Source organism: Streptomyces sudanensis (assembly GCF_023614315.1).
GTDB lineage: Bacteria > Actinomycetota > Actinomycetes > Streptomycetales > Streptomycetaceae > Streptomyces > Streptomyces sudanensis.
In genome coordinates this window covers 1,098,395-1,115,374 of sequence record NZ_CP095474.1, presented here as the reverse complement: position 1 = coordinate 1,115,374, position 16,980 = coordinate 1,098,395, and the positions used below count along the sequence as shown (strand labels likewise).

Here is a 16,980-nt window from a genome sequence, read left to right as displayed (position 1 = left end):
GTCCCGCCCCCGCCCCTGGACAGGACGCCCCGTCACGGGCGGAAACGGGCACCCCGNCGTCCGCCNNGGNNGNNCGTTTNCCGCCCGTGACGGGGCGTCCTGTCCAGGGGCGGGGGCGGGACCGGCCGCCGGGGGCGCGCCGCCCGGGTTCGGATCGTGGGTGACTACAGATGTTTCCCGTGTGCCACATGGCCGGGTAGGGTGGCGCCATTAATCTTCGGGCGGCCTGTGCCAGCACAGCGCCGCCCTGCCAGGTAACCGCTGATTCTTCAAACCCGTCGCCTCTGACGCGCTAGCTCGGGGGTCGCAGGAGGCACCGTGCTCACCGCGTTCGCCCGGGCGTTCAAGACGCCCGACCTGCGTAAGAAGCTGCTCTTCACGCTCGGCATCATCGTGCTGTACCGGCTCGGTGCGCACATCCCCGTTCCCGGTGTGGACTACGAGAACGTCCAGCAATGTGTCAAGCAGGCCCAGCAGGGCAACAACAACCTGCTCGGTCTGATGGACATGTTCAGCGGTGGTGCCCTGCTGCAGATCACCATCTTCGCGCTCGGCATCATGCCGTACATCACGGCGAGCATCATCCTTCAGCTGCTGACCGTGGTCATCCCGAGGCTCGAGGCCCTGAAGAAGGAGGGCCAGTCCGGGCAGGCGAAGATCACGCAGTACACGCGCTACCTGACCGTCGCCCTGGCCATCCTCCAGGGCACCGGCCTGGTGGCCACCGCCAAGAGCGGTGCGCTGTTCAGCGGCTGCAGCGTCGCCGACCAGATCGTGCCCGACCAGTCGATCTTCGTCATCACCGTCATGGTCATCACCATGACCGCCGGCACCGCCCTCGTCATGTGGCTCGGTGAGCTGATCACCGACCGCGGCGTCGGCAACGGCATGTCGATCCTGATGTTCATCTCGATCGCCGCCGGCTTCCCCGGCTCGCTGTGGGCCATCAAGGAGAGCGGCAAGCTCGCCAAGGGCTGGATCGAGTTCGGCACGGTCATCCTGATCGGCTTCGTGATGGTCGCCCTGGTGGTCTTCGTCGAGCAGGCCCAGCGCCGGATCCCGGTCCAGTACGCCAAGCGCATGATCGGCCGCCGCTCGTACGGCGGCACCTCGACCTACATCCCCCTCAAGGTGAACCAGGCGGGTGTGATCCCCGTCATCTTCGCCTCGTCGCTGCTCTACATCCCGATCCTGATCGTCCAGTTCGCGGGCAACAGCACTTCGGGGTGGTCTGCCTGGATTCAGCAGCATTTGGTGGACGGCAAGCCCATCCACACGGTGATCTACTTCTTCCTCATCGTGTTCTTCGCCTTCTTCTACGTGGCCATCTCCTTCAACCCTGAGGAAGTGGCCGACAACATGAAGAAGTATGGTGGCTTCATCCCGGGCATCCGGGCCGGTCGACCTACTGCCGAATACCTGAGCTACGTGCTCAACCGGATCACCTGGCCCGGTTCGCTGTACCTGGGCCTGATCGCTCTTGTGCCGACGATGGCGTTGGCGGGCTTCGGCGGTGCGAACGCCAACTTCCCGTTCGGCGGGACGAGCATCCTCATCATCGTGGGTGTCGGGCTGGAGACCGTGAAGCAGATCGAGAGCCAGCTCCAGCAGCGCAATTACGAAGGGTTCCTCCGCTGATGCGAATCGTCCTCGTCGGACCGCCCGGAGCCGGCAAGGGTACGCAGGCCGCGTTCCTTGCCAGGAATCTGTCGATTCCGCACATCTCCACGGGTGACCTGTTCCGGGCAAACATCAGTCAGGGCACGGAGCTCGGCAAGCAGGCCAAGGCGTACATGGACGCCGGCAACCTGGTTCCCGACGAGGTCACGATCGGGATGGCCAAGGCCCGCATGGAGCAGCCGGACGCCGAGAACGGCTTCCTGCTCGACGGCTTCCCGCGCAACGTCGCCCAGGCGAAGGCGCTCGACGCGATGCTCGCGACCGCGGACATGAAGCTGGACGCCGTCCTGGACCTGGAGGTCCCGGAGGACGAGGTCGTCAAGCGGATCGCCGGCCGCCGCATCTGCCGCAACGACAGCGCGCACGTCTTCCACGTGACGTACTCCGCGCCGAAGCAGGACGGCGTCTGCGACGTCTGCGGCGGCGAGCTGTACCAGCGCGACGACGACTCCGAGCAGACGGTCCGCACGCGGCTGGAGGTCTACCACACGCAGACCGAGCCGATCATCGACCACTACCGGGCCCAGGGCCTGGTGGTCACCATCTCCGCGCTCGGCAAGGTGGACGAGGTGACCGAGCGGGCCATGGCGGCGCTGAGCGGCGAGCACGCCGTATAAGGCCCCCGGCCTGCAGCACGTCCCTCCCGGGCGTCCCGGCCTCGCGGGCCGGGACCCGCGCACGTCCCGCGCTTCGGCCGCGGCCCCCTTCCCGGGGTGCCGCGGCCGAAGCCGTTGGCGCGTGCGCGCCCGTATCGTTGTACCGAGAGCCCCCCAGTGGACCGTCGTGAGGTCCGAGAAAGGCGTTTGCCGCCATGGTGCAGATCAAGACCCCGGAGCAGATCGCGAAGATGCGCGAGGCGGGGCTGGTCGTCGCGGCCATCCACGCGGCGACGCGCGAGGTGGCGGTGCCCGGCGCCACCACCAGGGACCTGGACGAGGCGGCGCGGAAGGTGATCGCGGAGCACGGGGCGAAGTCGAACTTCCTGGGGTACGGCGGGTTCCCGGCGACGATCTGCACCTCGGTGAACGAGGTCGTGGTCCACGGCATCCCGAGCGACGACGTCGTCCTGAAGGACGGCGACATCATCTCGATCGACGCGGGCGCCATCGTCGACGGCTGGCACGGCGACGCGGCGTACACCGCGTTCGTCGGGTCCGGGCACGCGCCGGAGCTCCTGGAGCTGTCGCGGGTGACCGAGGAGTCGATGTGGGCCGGCATCGCCGCGATGCGGAACGGCAACCGGCTGGTGGACGTCTCCCGCGCCATCGAGACGTACATCCGCCGCCAGCCCAGGCCGGGCGGCGGCAGGTACGGGATCATCGAGGACTACGGCGGCCACGGCATCGGCAGCGAGATGCACATGGATCCGCACCTGCTGAACTACGTGTCGCGCAAGCGCGGCAAGGGCCCGAAGCTGGTGCCCGGCTTCTGCCTGGCGATCGAGCCGATGGTGTCCCTCGGCACTCCGCGCACGGAGGTCCTGGAGGACGACTGGACCGTCGTCACGACGGACGGCACCTGGTCCTCCCACTGGGAGCACTCGGTGGCCCTGACGGAGGAGGGCCCGCTGGTCCTCACCGCCCCGGACGGCGGCCGGGCGAAGCTCGCGGAGCTGGGCGTCACGGCGGCCCCGGACCCCCTCGCCTGACGTCCGCCCGCCGCGCTCCGGCCCCGCGGCTTAGCGATCTTGAGAGGTGGGCAGGCTTGGGGATTCGTCTTTTCCAGGGGCCTCGCGTAGACTGATGCGTCGGCTCTCGTGTACCCGTGTGTCCACACGCGGCAGCGGGAGTCGATCAAGGTAGCCGATTCGAAGGGCGAAGCGTGGCCAAGAAGCAAGGTGCCATCGAGATTGAGGGCACCGTGATCGAGTCCCTGCCGAACGCCATGTTCAAGGTGGAGCTCCAGAACGGTCACAAGGTCCTCGCGCACATCAGCGGCAAGATGCGGATGCACTACATCCGCATCCTTCCGGATGACCGGGTCGTCGTGGAGCTGTCTCCCTACGACCTGACGCGTGGCCGGATCGTCTACCGCTACAAGTAGATCTTGTCCGCGCCCCTCTTCGGGGTGCTGGCACTGACCCGGAGAACCTCACATCCCATGAAGGTCAAGCCGAGCGTCAAGAAGATCTGCGACAAGTGCAAGGTGATCCGCCGCCACGGCCGGGTCATGGTCATCTGCGACAACCTGCGCCACAAGCAGCGCCAGGGCTGACGCACGCCGACCTGCACCTCGCAGTTCACGCGCGACGCAAGTAATCCATGCATACGCAGTGCCCGCCGGGCCGTTCCGGCTGGCGACACCCCCGGCGGGGGCCGGGGACCTGGTCCGTACCTCGTACGGCGGCCAGGGGACGGCACTGCGGAAGACCCCCGATCACACAGGAGCCATTGAATGGCACGCGTTTCCGGTGTCGACATCCCGCGCGACAAGCGCGTGGAGGTCGCACTCACCTACGTCTTCGGCATCGGCCGCACCCTGGCGAAGGAGACCCTCGCCGCCACCGGTGTGAACCCGAACACCCGCGTTCGCGACCTGTCCGAGGAGGACCTGGTCAAGATCCGCGAGTACGTGGACGCCAACCTCAAGACCGAGGGTGACCTCCGCCGCGAGATCCAGGCCGACATCCGCCGCAAGGTCGAGATCGGCACGTACCAGGGTCTGCGCCACCGCCGCGGCCTGCCGGTCCGCGGTCAGCGCACCAGCACGAACGCCCGTACCCGCAAGGGCCCGCGTCGCGCCATCGCCGGCAAGAAGAAGCCGGGCAAGAAGTAGTCCGCAGCGGACTGTCCGCGGTCTTCGCTGTAGGACCGACCACCTCCCGTAGGAGTTAAGAGATGCCCCCCAAGGGACGTCAGGGCGCTGCCAAGAAGGTGCGCCGCAAGGAAAAGAAGAACGTCGCTCACGGCCACGCGCACATCAAGAGCACGTTCAACAACACCATCGTTTCGATCACGGACCCGTCCGGCAACGTGATCTCCTGGGCCTCCGCCGGCCACGTCGGCTTCAAGGGCTCCCGCAAGTCCACTCCGTTCGCCGCGCAGATGGCCGCCGAGTCGGCTGCCCGCCGCGCGCAGGAGCACGGCATGCGCAAGGTCGACGTCTTCGTCAAGGGCCCGGGCTCCGGTCGTGAGACCGCGATCCGCTCCCTGCAGGCGACCGGCCTGGAGGTCGGCTCCATCCAGGACGTCACGCCGACCCCGCACAACGGCTGCCGCCCGCCGAAGCGGAGGCGCGTCTGACCCAGGTGCGTCACACGCACCTGCGGTTGACGCGTTCGGGCGGAAGGACCCCTCCGGGGCCTTCCGCCCGTACCCTTGCCGTATCCGAGGACGTCAAATAGCGGGCGTCCACGACTGAAGGAAAACACCATGCTGATCGCTCAGCGCCCCTCGCTGACCGAAGAGGTCGTCGACGAGTACCGCTCGCGGTTCGTCATCGAGCCGCTGGAGCCGGGCTTCGGCTACACGCTCGGCAACAGCCTCCGCCGTACGCTCCTCTCCTCGATCCCGGGTGCGGCCGTCACGTCCATCCGCATCGACGGCGTCCTGCACGAGTTCACCACCGTGCCGGGTGTCAAGGAGGACGTCACCGACCTCATCCTCAACATCAAGCAGCTGGTCGTGTCCAGCGAGCACGACGAGCCGGTCGTGATGTACCTGCGCAAGCAGGGCCCGGGCCTCGTCACCGCCGCCGACATCGCCCCGCCGGCCGGTGTCGAGGTGCACAACCCCGACCTGGTGCTCGCCACGCTCAACGGCAAGGGCAAGCTGGAGATGGAGCTGACCGTCGAGCGCGGTCGCGGCTACGTCTCCGCCGTGCAGAACAAGCAGCTCGGCCAGGAGATCGGCCGTATCCCGGTCGACTCCATCTACTCGCCGGTCCTCAAGGTCACCTACAAGGTCGAGGCGACCCGAGTCGAGCAGCGCACCGACTTCGACAAGCTCATCGTCGACGTCGAGACCAAGCAGGCCATGCGCCCGCGCGACGCCATGGCGTCCGCCGGCAAGACCCTGGTCGAGCTGTTCGGCCTGGCCCGCGAGCTGAACATCGACGCCGAGGGCATCGACATGGGCCCGTCCCCGACGGACGCCGCCCTCGCCGCCGACCTGGCGCTGCCGATCGAGGAGCTGGAGCTCACGGTCCGCTCCTACAACTGCCTCAAGCGCGAGGGCATCCACTCCGTGGGTGAGCTCGTCGCCCGCTCCGAGGCCGACCTGCTCGACATCCGCAACTTCGGCGCGAAGTCGATCGACGAGGTCAAGGCGAAGCTGGCCGGCATGGGCCTGGCCCTCAAGGACAGCCCGCCCGGATTCGACCCGACCGCCGCCGCCGACGCCTTCGGCGCCGACGACGACGCGGACGCAGGCTTCGTCGAGACCGAGCAGTACTGACCTCCCACGAGGTCCGACCGCTCCCGCGGACCGGCTCCGGCCGGCCGCGGAGCTCCCCGCGCCCCNCTGGGGGCGCGGNTCTCCGACGGGCGACCGCCCGCTCGGATACTGACCCCGGTACCTGGTACGGCCGGGGCAGACACCAAGGAGAAACACCATGCCGCGTCCCGCGAAGGGTGCCCGCCTCGGCGGTTCCGCCGCGCACGAGAAGCTGCTCCTCGCGAACCTCGCGAAGTCGCTCTTCGAGCACGGCCGCATCACCACGACCGAGGCCAAGGCCCGCCGCCTGCGTCCGGTCGCCGAGCGCCTGATCACCAAGGCGAAGAAGGGCGACATCCACAACCGTCGCCTGGTGCTGCAGACGATCACGGACAAGGGCATCGTCCACACGCTCTTCACCGAGATCGCCCCGCGCTACGCCGAGCGCCCGGGTGGCTACACCCGCATCACCAAGATCGGCAACCGTCGTGGCGACAACGCCCCGATGGCGGTCATCGAGCTGGTCGAGGGCGAGATCGCCAAGAAGGCGACCGTCGCCGAGGCCGAGGCCGCGACCAAGCGCGCGGTCAAGGAGGCCGACGAGGTCAAGGCCGAGGAGACCAAGGCCGAGGAGACCAAGGCCGAGGAGACCAAGGCCGACGACGCCGCCGAGGCTCCGGCCGAGGAGTCGAAGGACGCCTGAGCGTTCCGACGGCCACGGCTGACGGACGGGTCCGCCCCTCACGGGGGGCGGGCCCGTCCCGCGTTGTTCCAGGTTTGAGAGGATCGTCTCCGTGAGTGATGAGGTGGAGCCCGGCTTCGTACGGGTGCGGCTGGACCTGTCGTACGACGGCAGGGACTTCCACGGGTGGGCCAGGCAGGCCGGTGGGCGGCGCACCGTGCAGGGGGAGATCGAGGACGCCCTGCGGACCGTCACGCGGTCCACGCGGACGTACGAGCTGACCGTCGCCGGGCGCACCGACGCCGGGGTGCACGCCCGGGGGCAGGTCGCCCACGTGGACCTGCCCGGGGAGGTGTGGGCCGAGCACCGGGACAAGCTGCTGCGGCGGCTGGCCGGGCGGCTCGCGCACGACGTGCGGGTCTGGCGCGTCGAGGAGGCGCCGCCCGGCTTCAACGCGCGGTTCTCCGCGGTCTGGCGGCGCTACGCGTACCGGGTCACCGACAACCCCGGCGGCGTCGACCCGCTGCTGCGCGGACACGTCCTGTGGCACGACTGGCCGCTCGACGTGGACGCCATGAACGCCGCGGCCGAGCGGCTGCTGGGCGAGCACGACTTCGCCGCGTACTGCAAGAGGCGCGACGGGGCGACCACCATCCGGACCCTCCAGGAACTGCGCTGGGAGCGGCTGCCCGGCGGGGTGCTGGAGGCGACCGTGCGGGCCGACGCGTTCTGCCACAACATGGTGCGCTCGCTGGTCGGCGCGATGCTGTTCGTCGGCGACGGGCACCGCCCGGTGGACTGGCCGGGCAAGGTGCTGGCCGCCGGCGTGCGGGACTCGGCGGTGCACGTCGTACGGCCCCACGGGCTCACCCTGGAGGAGGTCGGCTACCCGGCGGACGAGCTGCTGGCCGCCCGCAACCGGGAGGCCCGCAACAGGCGGTCACTGCCCGTCGGCGGGCGCGGTGGCTGCTGCTGACGCCTGGGCGCGACCGCGGGCGTGGATCTGGCTGAAGGTGAAGCGGCTCAGGTCGTCGCTGGACTTGAAGACGGCCGTGTCGGCCTGGGTGACCTTCCTGCCGTCGGTGAAGCCGGCCTGGGTGAAGTACGCGTAGCGGCCCAGCGCGTTGGAGCGGCGCAGGCACACGGTGGCGCGGCAGAAGTCGCCGACGCCGGCGCCGGCGAGCGGGGCGACGCCGCCGCGAGCGTCCTCCTTCGCCCCCAGGGCCGCGGACCGGTCGGCGAAGAGGGCGACGCCCACGGTGACGGCGACGCCGTCGCGGGTGTACGTGGCGCGGATGACGCGGGTGCAGCCGTGCCTCTCCAGGACGGGGCCGAGGCCGTCCTTGCCGGCGGACGCGCAGTTCGCGGTGGAGTGGACGGGGCCCTTGGCGTAGACGCGGTCGCCGAAGGTCAGTTTCCTGCCGGGGAACAGGCCCTCCGCGTCGAGGGGGGCCCGGTCCCTGGCGGCGCTGGAGATGAAGTCCATCGGGTCCGGCGGGGGCGGCGGGGCGACGGAGGAGAACGACGGCTGCGGGCCCGTCCCGTCGGTCGGCAGCTCGGCGCCGCCGGGCGGCGCGGTGGCGACGCCTTCCGTGGCGTCGGCCCGGGGGGCGCCCTCGTCGGTGGAGACGACCGCGACGGCGACGAGGGCGGCGACGGCGGCCGTGGCGAGGACGCCGCCGCCCGCGAGGAGCCAGCGCCTGCGCCGCTGCCGGGCCTCGGACGCCTCGGCCAGCGCGCCCCAGTCCGGGGTGCCGTCGTCCCGGGCGCCGAACGGGGAGGCGGACGGCTGCCCGAACGGCCGCGGCTCATGGGGTCGCGCGCCGTACTCCTGCCGGCCGTACGGCGTGTCCTGCTGCGGCCCGTCCCCGTACTGCGGGCGCTCCCCGTACGGGTCCTGGCCGGAGCCGTCGCCCGGCCGGTGCGGGTCCTGCGGCCACTGCGGTCCCCCAAAGCTCATGCCGCGCATCCTAAACCGGTTGGGCGCGGCTCCGTCCGGCAGTCAGAATGCGGCCATGGGACATGTGGAGGTCGCGCATCTCGAGTACTTCCTGCCGGACGGGCGGGCGCTGCTCGGTGATGTGTCGTTCCGGGTCGGGGAGGGAGCCGTCGTCGCGCTCGTCGGGCCGAACGGCGCGGGCAAGACGACGCTGCTGAGGCTGATCGCCGGAGAGGCGCGGCCGCACGGCGGGACGGTCGCGGTGAGCGGCGGGCTCGGGGTGATGCCGCAGTTCGTGGGGTCCGTACGGGACGAGCGCACGGTCCGGGACCTGCTCGTGTCGGTGGCGCCGCCGCGCATCAGGGAGGCCGCCGCCGCGGTCGACGAGGCCGAGCACCTGATCATGACCGTCGACGACGAGGCCGCGCAGATGCGGTACGCGCAGGCGCTCAGCGACTGGGCGGAGGCGCGCGGCTACGAGGCCGAGACGCTGTGGGACATGTGCACCACGGCGGCGCTGGGCGTGCCGTACGAGCGGGCGCAGTTCCGCGAGGTGCGCACCCTGAGCGGCGGCGAGCAGAAGCGGCTGGTGCTGGAGGCGCTGCTGCGCGGCCCCGAGGAGGTGCTCCTGCTCGACGAGCCGGACAACTACCTCGACGTGCCGGGCAAGCGGTGGCTGGAGGAGCGGCTCGGCGAGACCCGCAAGACGGTGCTGTTCGTCTCCCACGACCGGGAGCTGCTGGCGCGGGCCGCGCAGAAGATCGTGGCGGTGGAGCCGGGCCCCGCCGGGGCGGACGTGTGGGTGCACGGCGGCGGCTTCGCCACCTTCCACGAGGCGCGGCGGGAGCGGTTCGCGCGGTTCGAGGAGCTGCAACGGCGCTGGGAGGAGAAGCACGCGCAGCTCCGGCAGCTGGTCCTCACCCTGAGGGACAAGGCCGCGTACAACGACGGTCTGGCCTCCCGCTACCAGGCGGCGCAGACCCGGCTGCGGAAGTTCGAGGAGGCCGGGCCGCCGCCCGAGCCGCCGCGCGAGCAGGACATCCGGATGCGGCTGCGCGGCGGGCGGACCGGGGTGCGGGCGGTGGAGTGCCGGGCGCTGGAGCTGACCGGGCTGATGAAGCCGTTCGACCTGGAGGTCTTCTACGGGGAGCGGGTCGCCGTCCTGGGGTCGAACGGCTCCGGCAAGTCCCACTTCCTGCGGCTCCTGGCCGGCGACCCGTCGGTGGCGCACACCGGGTCGTGGAAGCTGGGCGCGCGGGTCGTGCCCGGCCACTTCGCGCAGACCCATGCGCATCCCGAGCTGGAAGGCCGCACCCTCGTCGACATCCTGTGGACCGAGCACTCCAAGGACCGGGGCGGCGCCATGTCGGTGCTGCGCCGGTACGAGCTGGAGAAGCAGGGCGACCAGGCGTTCGGACGGTTGTCGGGCGGGCAGCAGGCGCGGTTCCAGATCCTGCTGCTGGAGCTGTCGGGCGCCACGGCGCTGCTGCTGGACGAGCCGACGGACTGTGAGGATGAAGATGGCACCGCTCGGGGGTCTGACCCTCCGACTGACTGACGCTCCGGCTGTCCTGCGGTTGAATCGTCGGCCGTCCGGGCGGTGCCGCCATGCACGCGGCCGGTCGGGCGTCTGTGACTTCATAGGAGCCCGGCCAAAGGTCCCATCACAGTCTTGTCCTGTCGCCCGACCGGCGCGTGTCATCCCTCGCGCGTCGCACGGAAGGACAGCAGCAGTCAGCATGGCAGACGAGATAGCGGTGGTCGGCGGCGTGGACACCCACACCGACTTCCACCAGGCCGCCGTGATCGACTCCATCGGTCGCCACCTCGCCACCGAGGCGTTCCCCACCAGCCCCGCCGGCTACCGCCGCCTGCTGGACTGGCTGCGTTCGCACGGTGACCTCATGGCCGTCGGCGTCGAGGGCACAGGTGCCTACGGCGCCGAACTGGCGCGGTACCTGCGGGCGAACCAGGTCACCGTCATCGACGTGGACCGGCCCGACCGGCGGGCCAGGCGTGCCAACGGAAAGTCCGACCCCGTCGATGCCTACGCCGCAGCCACCGCCGTGCTCTCCGGCCGGGCCGGTGGTACGCCGAAGACGCGCGACGGCGTCGTAGAGGCGATCCGCTCCCTGCGCGTGGTCCGCCGTTCGGCCATCAAGTCCCGTACCCAGACGATCAATCAGATCCGCACGCTCATCGTCACCGCACCCGGCGAGGTCCGTGAGAAGTTGCGCGCTCTGCCGACCGGCGAGCTGATCCGGCAGCTGGCCCGCTCGCGCCCGGGCAGCGACCACGCGGATCCGGCCTGCGCGATTCGCACCGCACTGCGACGCCTCGCCCGCCGCTACCAGTACCTCACCGAGGAGATCACCGATGCCGATGCCGAGCTGAAACCGCTGGTCGCGCAGACCGTCCCCGACCTGGTTGCGTTGCCTGGCGTCGGCACCGAAACCGCCGCCCAGCTCTTGATCACGGCGGGCGACAACCCGAACCGGCTCAGGTCGGAGGCGTCCTTCGCGCACCTGTGCGCGGCGGCGCCGATCCCGGCCAGTTCAGGTCGCACCCACCGGCACCGCCTCAACCGCGGCGGTGACCGCCAGGCCAACAACGCACTCCACACGATCGCGCTCGTCCGCATGCGCTACGACACCCGTACCAAGGACTACGTGATCCGACGAACCGCCGAAGGCATGTCCAAGAAGGACATCCTCCGGTGCCTCAAACGCTTCATAGCGCGCGAGGTCTACAAGCACCTCATCAGCTCACAGACCACACCGAAACCGCTCCTTCAGACCGCTTGACGATCTATAGGAGCTTCAACCTCGACCTGGAGTCCGCGGAGGCCCTCCAGGCGGGTCTCGAGGCGTACGAGGGGACGGTGCTGGCGGTGACGCACGACCGCTGGTTCGCGCGGTCCTTCGACCGGTACCTGGTCTTCGGGTCGGACGGCGTCGTACGGGAGACCCCGGAGCCGGTGTGGGACGAGCGGCGGGTGGAGCGCCGGCGCTGAGGCCCCTTCCCGGGCGGTTCCNGCCCCCGGGGGGCGCGGGCGGGACGGTGCCCGCGCGGTCGGTTCCGCCCCGGGGCGCGGCGTACGGGCGGGGCGGGTGCTCGCGCCGCCGTCCCTCCCGGTGCCCGCGGGCCGTCGTGCCGCGTCCCGCGCGCCCTTCCGGCCCCGCGCGNCCNGCGNGCCCNNNNCGGCCGGTTCACCCCNGCGCACCCCGCCGGACACCTGCCCTTCCGGCTCCGGGCGCCGTCCGGGGGAGCGGTCCGCCCCTCGGGGCCGGGCGTCGCGCGCCCCGGCGCCGCCCGGCGCGTTTTGACCCGCGCGGGGAGCGACGCGTATTCTTCTGGTTCGTTATGCGTACTGGCTTGCTCGATCTCACGTGAGAGGCCGTTACGCCGGTCCACCGGGCCGATGACCAGCGACCTGCACTCGGTTTGCGTCACCGACGTGTGGTCATGGCTGTCGTGATCGTCCGTGGTGGCCTTGACAGGACCCACTCACTGAAGAAGCGAAGGCTACGACCGTGCGTACGTACAGCCCCAAGCCCGGCGATATCACTCGCCAGTGGCACGTCATTGACGCCCAGGACGTCGTCCTGGGTCGCCTGGCCACCACCGCCGCCACCCTCCTCCGGGGCAAGCACAAGCCGATCTACGCGCCGCACGTCGACGCTGGTGACTTCGTCATCATCATCAACGCCGACAAGGTGCACCTGTCCGGCAACAAGCGGACCCAGAAGATGGCGTACCGCCACTCCGGCTACCCGGGTGGTCTGCGTTCCGTCCGCTACGACGACCTCCTCGCGAACAACCCCGAGAAGGCCGTCGAGAAGGCCGTCAAGGGCATGCTCCCGAAGAACTCCCTCGGCCGTCAGATGCTCTCGAAGCTGAAGGTCTACGCGGGCGAGAACCACCCCCACGCTGCCCAGCAGCCGGTTCCGTTCGAGATCACCCAGGTCGCGCAGTAAGTCCGGCCACCCCCTAAGACGAAGAGAATCTGAGGAGCATCGTGGCCGAGACCACTGTTGAGAACCCCATCGAGGGCGAGGAGACCTACGCCGAGGTCACCACCTTCGAGTCCGAGGCCCCCGTCGAGGGCGAGTACACCTCGGAGTCCCTGGCCTCCCGCTTCGGCGAGCCGCAGCCGGCCGCCGGCCTGGGCCGCCGCAAGAACGCCATCGCCCGCGTCCGGATCGTCCCGGGCACCGGCAAGTGGAAGATCAACGGCCGCACCCTTGAGGACTACTTCCCCAACAAGGTGCACCAGCAGGAAGTCAACGAGCCCTTCAAGGTGCTCGAGCTCGAGGGCCGCTACGACGTCATCGCCCGCATCGCGGGTGGCGGCGTCTCCGGCCAGGCCGGCGCCCTGCGCCTCGGCGTGGCCCGCGCCCTGAACGAGGCGGACGTGGAGAACAACCGCGGCGTGCTGAAGAAGGCCGGCTTCCTGAGCCGCGACGACCGCGCGGTCGAGCGGAAGAAGGCCGGTCTGAAGAAGGCCCGCAAGGCGCCGCAGTACAGCAAGCGCTAAACACGCGCCTGCTCGGTCTGCTGGTACGTACGCCCCGGCGGCACTTCCGTGCCGCCGGGGCGTACGTTTTCCCTGTTCTGTAGGCAAGTCTTTCGGAGGACGGTTGTGGGACGACTCTTCGGCACGGACGGCGTGCGCGGTGTCGCCAACGCGGATCTGACGGCGGAGCTCGCGCTCGGCCTGTCCGTGGCGGCGGCCCATGTGCTCGCCGAGGCGGGAACCTTCGAGGGCCACCGGCCCACCGCGGTGGTCGGGCGGGACCCGCGCGCGTCGGGGGAGTTCCTGGAGGCCGCCGTCGTGGCGGGCCTCGCCAGCGCCGGCGTCGACGTGCTGCGCGTGGGGGTCCTGCCCACGCCCGCCGTCGCGTACCTGACCGGCGCCCTCGGCGCCGACCTCGGCGTGATGCTGTCCGCCTCCCACAACGCCATGCCGGACAACGGCGTCAAGTTCTTCGCGCGCGGCGGCCACAAGCTGGCGGACGAGCTGGAGGACCGCATCGAGACGGTCTACCGGCAGCACCGCACCGGTGAGCCCTGGGACCGGCCGACCGGCGCCGGCGTGGGCCGGGTCAGGGACTACGGGAAGGGCGCCGAGGACTACGTCGCCCACCTGCTGTCCGTCCTGCCCAACCGGCTCGACGGCCTGAAGGTCGTCCTGGACGAGGCGCACGGTGCCGCGTCGCGCGTGTCGCCCGAGGCGTTCGCGCGGGCCGGGGCCGAGGTCGTCACCATCGGCGCCGCCCCGGACGGCCTCAACATCAACGACGGCTGCGGCTCCACGCACCTCGACATGCTGAAGGCCGCCGTCCTCGAACACGGCGCCGACCTGGGCATCGCCCACGACGGCGACGCCGACCGCTGCCTGGCCGTCGACCACACCGGAACCGAGGTCGACGGCGACCAGATCCTCGCCGTCCTCGCCCTCGCCATGCGCGAGGCGGGCACGCTGCGCGGCGACACCGTCGTGGCGACGGTCATGTCCAACCTGGGCTTCAAGCTCGCCATGGAGCGCGAGGGCCTGCGCCTGGTCCAGACCGCGGTCGGCGACCGCTACGTGCTGGAGGAGATGAAGGAGCGGGGCTACGCGCTGGGCGGCGAGCAGTCCGGGCACGTCATCGTCCTGGACCACGCCACGACCGGCGACGGCACCCTGACCGGCCTGCTGCTGGCGGCGCGCGTCGCGGCGACCGGGCGGCGGCTGGCCGAGCTGGCCGGCGTCATGGAGCGGCTCCCGCAGGTCCTGATCAACGTCAAGGACGTCGACAAGAGCCGGGTGAAGACCTCCGCGGAACTGGGCGTCGCCGTCGCCGACGCGGAGCGGGCGCTGGGCACCACCGGCCGCGTCCTGCTGCGCCCGTCCGGTACGGAACCCCTGGTCCGCGTCATGGTCGAGGCCGCCGACATCGAGCAGGCCCGCTCGGTGGCGGGCCAGCTCGCCGACGCGGTCAAGGCGACGCTGGGCTGACCCCGGCAGTGCGGCGGGCGCCCCGTACGGCTTCGGACCGTGCGGGGCGCCCGCCGTTTCCACGTGCGGGGCGCCCGCGCCGATCCGGGGCCGGCGCCGTCCGGGCCGGCGCCCCGTTCTTCCGCGCGCAGCGCCCCGCGGCGCGGCTCAGAGCTTGCGCAGCGAGAGTCGCTGGACCTTGTGGTCGGGTCCCTTGCGGACGACGAGGTTGGCCCGGCCGCGGGTGGGGGCGACGTTCTCCAGGAGGTTGACCTTGTTGACGGTCCGCCACATCGTGCGGGCGTACTCCAGCGCCTCCTCCTCGCTCACCTGCGTGTACCTGCGGAAGTACGAGGAGGGGTCCTGGAACGCGGTCTCCCGCAGCTTGCGGAAGCGGTTCAGGTACCAGAGCTCGATGTCCTCGGGCCGGGCGTCCACGTACACGGAGAAGTCGAAGTAGTCGGCGAGGCCCACCCGGGTGCGGCCGTCCTTGCCGGGCAGGGCCGGCTGGAGGACGTTGAGGCCCTCGACGATGAGGATGTCCGGGCGGCGGACGGTGAGGAGCCGGCCGGGCACGATGTCGTAGATCAGGTGGGAGTAGACCGGCGCGGTGACCTCGTCCTTGCCGGCCTTGATGTCGGCGACGAACCGGGTGAGCGCCCGGCGGTCGTACGACTCGGGGAAGCCCTTGCGGGAGGTCAGCCCGCGCGCCTGGAGCTCCTTCATCGGCAGCAGGAAGCCGTCGGTCGTGACCAGCTCGACGCGCGGGTGCTCCGGCCAGCGGGCCAGCAGCGCCTGGAGGAGGCGGGCGACGGTCGACTTGCCGACGGCGACGGAACCGGCGACGCCTATGACGAACGGGGTGCCGCGCTGGGCACCCTTCTCGCCGAGGAACGTGTTGAGCGCCCCGCGCAGACTCGCGGAGGCGCCCACGTAGAGGTTGAGGAGCCGGGAGAGCGGCAGGTACACGTCACGGACCTCGTCCAGGTCGATGACGTCGCCGAGGCCGCGGAGCCGCTCCACCTCCTCGGCGGTGAGGGGCAGGGGCGTCTTGTCGCGCAGCGCGCTCCACTCGGCCCGGGTCAGGTCGACGTACGGCGTCGAGTCGGCCCGCCGGGACGCGCCCGGGGGCGTGCCGGGCGGGGGTGTGCTGCTTCGTGGCGGCGAAGTGATCACACGGTCATTGTCGACCGTGCGGCCCGCCCGTGGGAGGTGTGCTCGGTCACGTGGGTGTACCGGCCGGGGCCCGGAGCCGGCGGCGGCCGGGGCGCGGGGCGGGTCCGGTCACGGTGGTGGGGGAGCGGTCGCCGCGGCCGCCGGCCCGTGACGTGATCACGTGTGGATCACGGTGAGGGGACCGCCCGTCGGACTGTCACACCCTGCGCTTATCTTGATCGCATCCTTCACTCAGAAAGTTGTGCCATGCGCTCCTCCCTCATCCGCCGTACCGCCGTCGTCGCGTCCGCGGTGTCCCTGGCCCTGCTCGTCACCGCGTGCGGTGGCGACAAGGCGGCCGACGCCGGCAAGAACGACAAGGCCGGCAAGGACGGGGGAGCCGCCGCGGCCCCCGCTCCCGCCGCCAAGGTGCTGACCGCCGCCGAACTGGAGAAGGCCGTACTGGCCGAGGGCGACGTCAAGGGCCACAAGGTCAGCTCGGCGAAGGCCGAGGAGATCGGCAAGCCCGGCGACGTCACCGTCGACAAGCAGGAGTGCCTGCCGCTCGCCGAGGCCGCCAGCAGCATCGTCGTCGGCACGTCCACCGCCCACGTCACCCGCAAGGTCGTGGAGGAGCCCAAGCCCTCCGCGGGGAAGTCCGCCGGGGACATGACGGAGGGGGAGCTTGAGGACGCCTTCGCCTCGTCGCTCGCCCTGACCATGACGGTCGACACGCTCGCCTCGTACGAGGGCAAGGGCGCCGAGGAGACCGCGGCGAAGCTGCGCGCCGCCGGCACCGCCTGCGCGGGCGGCTTCACCGTGACGCAGGCCGGTGACAAGACCAAGGTCCTCAAGGTGGAGGAGGCCGAGCTCGCCGGCGGCGACGAGGCCGCCGCCTGGGTGCTGACCAGCGAGGTCGAGGCGGGCAAGACGATGCCGATCAAGGTGGCGGCGGTCCGCCAGGGCGCCACGCTCACCACGTTCATGGCGGTGAACATCGGGGCCGCGCTGGCCGGCAAGGACTACCCGCTCCCCACCGCCGTCATCGACGCCCAGGTGGCCAAGACCGCCAAGCTGAGCTGATCCGGGGCCCGGTCCCGCCGGCCGCACCGGCCGCGGCGGGACCGGGCGCCCCCGTGCGNCGCGCACGCCCGGCCCGCGGGCGGACGGT

At 71.0% G+C, this 16,980-nt stretch carries 17 protein-coding genes and 2 pseudogenes; 17 read left to right on the top strand and 2 right to left on the bottom strand.

Going from position 1 to position 16,980, the window contains the following annotated elements; genetic code table 11:
• The first annotated feature begins 318 nt into the window (after window positions 1–318).
• The 10 genes from secY to truA all read left to right on the top strand — a co-directional run bounded on the left by secY (window position 319) and on the right by truA (window position 7,711).
• Complete coding sequence (secY, locus tag MW084_RS05005; protein ID WP_010473934.1) at window positions 319–1,638, top strand: preprotein translocase subunit SecY; 1,320 nt, start codon at window positions 319–321, stop codon at window positions 1,636–1,638.
• A complete protein-coding gene (locus MW084_RS05000) occupies window positions 1,638–2,297 on the top strand; it encodes an adenylate kinase (RefSeq protein ID WP_010473933.1) in 660 nt (219 codons plus the stop codon). Before secY ends, MW084_RS05000 begins: the two co-directional genes overlap by 1 nt.
• Before the next feature lie 194 nt (window positions 2,298–2,491).
• Window positions 2,492–3,328: a type I methionyl aminopeptidase gene (gene map, locus MW084_RS04995; protein ID WP_010473932.1), complete on the top strand. Its 837-nt coding sequence runs from the start codon at window positions 2,492–2,494 to the stop codon at window positions 3,326–3,328.
• 173 nt (window positions 3,329–3,501) lie between these two features.
• Window positions 3,502–3,723, top strand: a complete 222-nt coding sequence (gene infA, locus MW084_RS04990) for a translation initiation factor IF-1 (RefSeq protein WP_003956442.1) — start codon at window positions 3,502–3,504, stop codon at window positions 3,721–3,723.
• A 57-nt stretch (window positions 3,724–3,780) separates the two neighbouring features.
• On the top strand, window positions 3,781–3,894 hold the full coding sequence (gene rpmJ, locus MW084_RS04985; protein ID WP_003956441.1) for a 50S ribosomal protein L36: 114 nt from the start codon (window positions 3,781–3,783) through the stop codon (window positions 3,892–3,894).
• A gap of 180 nt (window positions 3,895–4,074) precedes the next feature.
• Window positions 4,075–4,455, top strand: coding sequence for a 30S ribosomal protein S13 (gene rpsM / locus MW084_RS04980; protein WP_010473916.1), 381 nt, complete (start codon window positions 4,075–4,077; stop codon window positions 4,453–4,455).
• Window positions 4,456–4,517: 62 nt separating this feature from the next.
• Window positions 4,518–4,922, top strand: coding sequence for a 30S ribosomal protein S11 (gene rpsK, locus MW084_RS04975; protein ID WP_003956432.1), 405 nt, complete (start codon window positions 4,518–4,520; stop codon window positions 4,920–4,922).
• 129 nt (window positions 4,923–5,051) lie between these two features.
• The gene (locus MW084_RS04970; RefSeq protein WP_010473911.1) at window positions 5,052–6,074 is read left to right on the top strand and encodes a DNA-directed RNA polymerase subunit alpha; all 1,023 of its coding nucleotides are present in this window, start codon (window positions 5,052–5,054) and stop codon (window positions 6,072–6,074) included.
• Between the two features lie 157 nt (window positions 6,075–6,231).
• Complete coding sequence (gene rplQ / locus MW084_RS04965) at window positions 6,232–6,756, top strand: 50S ribosomal protein L17 (RefSeq protein WP_010473909.1); 525 nt, start codon at window positions 6,232–6,234, stop codon at window positions 6,754–6,756.
• A 91-nt stretch (window positions 6,757–6,847) separates the two neighbouring features.
• Window positions 6,848–7,711, top strand: a complete 864-nt coding sequence (truA, locus tag MW084_RS04960; protein WP_029553754.1) for a tRNA pseudouridine(38-40) synthase TruA — start codon at window positions 6,848–6,850, stop codon at window positions 7,709–7,711.
• On the opposite strand, the gene MW084_RS04955 is transcribed toward truA, so the two are convergent.
• A complete protein-coding gene (locus MW084_RS04955) occupies window positions 7,676–8,695 on the bottom strand; it encodes a hypothetical protein (protein WP_010473905.1) in 1,020 nt (339 codons plus the stop codon). The two genes, truA and MW084_RS04955, sit on opposite strands and share 36 nt — an antisense overlap.
• 55 nt (window positions 8,696–8,750) lie before the next feature.
• On the opposite strand from MW084_RS04955, the pseudogene MW084_RS04950 reads away from it, so the two are divergent.
• The 6 genes and pseudogenes from MW084_RS04950 to glmM form a co-directional block, all read left to right on the top strand.
• Window positions 8,751–10,181 (top strand): annotated as a pseudogene (locus tag MW084_RS04950) (ATP-binding cassette domain-containing protein); the annotation flags it as partial.
• 232 nt (window positions 10,182–10,413) lie between these two features.
• A complete protein-coding gene (locus MW084_RS04945) occupies window positions 10,414–11,478 on the top strand; it encodes an IS110 family RNA-guided transposase (RefSeq protein ID WP_275563388.1) in 1,065 nt (354 codons plus the stop codon).
• Between the two features lie 17 nt (window positions 11,479–11,495).
• Window positions 11,496–11,687 (top strand): annotated as a pseudogene (locus MW084_RS04940) (ABC transporter ATP-binding protein); the annotation flags it as partial.
• Window positions 11,688–12,207: 520 nt separating this feature from the next.
• Window positions 12,208–12,651 (top strand): 50S ribosomal protein L13, encoded by a 444-nt coding sequence (gene rplM, locus MW084_RS04935; RefSeq protein ID WP_010476323.1) that lies wholly within the window; start codon window positions 12,208–12,210, stop codon window positions 12,649–12,651.
• A gap of 41 nt (window positions 12,652–12,692) precedes the next feature.
• On the top strand, window positions 12,693–13,211 hold the full coding sequence (gene rpsI / locus MW084_RS04930) for a 30S ribosomal protein S9 (RefSeq protein WP_010476325.1): 519 nt from the start codon (window positions 12,693–12,695) through the stop codon (window positions 13,209–13,211).
• A gap of 105 nt (window positions 13,212–13,316) precedes the next feature.
• Window positions 13,317–14,675 carry a phosphoglucosamine mutase gene (gene glmM / locus MW084_RS04925; protein ID WP_010476327.1) on the top strand — a complete coding sequence of 453 codons (1,359 nt, stop codon included), beginning with the start codon at window positions 13,317–13,319 and terminating at the stop codon, window positions 14,673–14,675.
• A gap of 147 nt (window positions 14,676–14,822) precedes the next feature.
• Here glmM and coaA read toward each other — a convergent pair whose 3' ends face one another.
• Window positions 14,823–15,830: a type I pantothenate kinase gene (gene coaA / locus MW084_RS04920; protein ID WP_010476329.1), complete on the bottom strand. Its 1,008-nt coding sequence runs from the start codon at window positions 15,828–15,830 to the stop codon at window positions 14,823–14,825.
• A gap of 246 nt (window positions 15,831–16,076) precedes the next feature.
• Between coaA and MW084_RS04915 the strand changes: the two genes are divergently transcribed.
• Window positions 16,077–16,892 carry a hypothetical protein gene (locus MW084_RS04915; RefSeq protein ID WP_010476331.1) on the top strand — a complete coding sequence of 272 codons (816 nt, stop codon included), beginning with the start codon at window positions 16,077–16,079 and terminating at the stop codon, window positions 16,890–16,892.
• The last annotated feature ends 88 nt before the right edge of the window (window positions 16,893–16,980 follow it).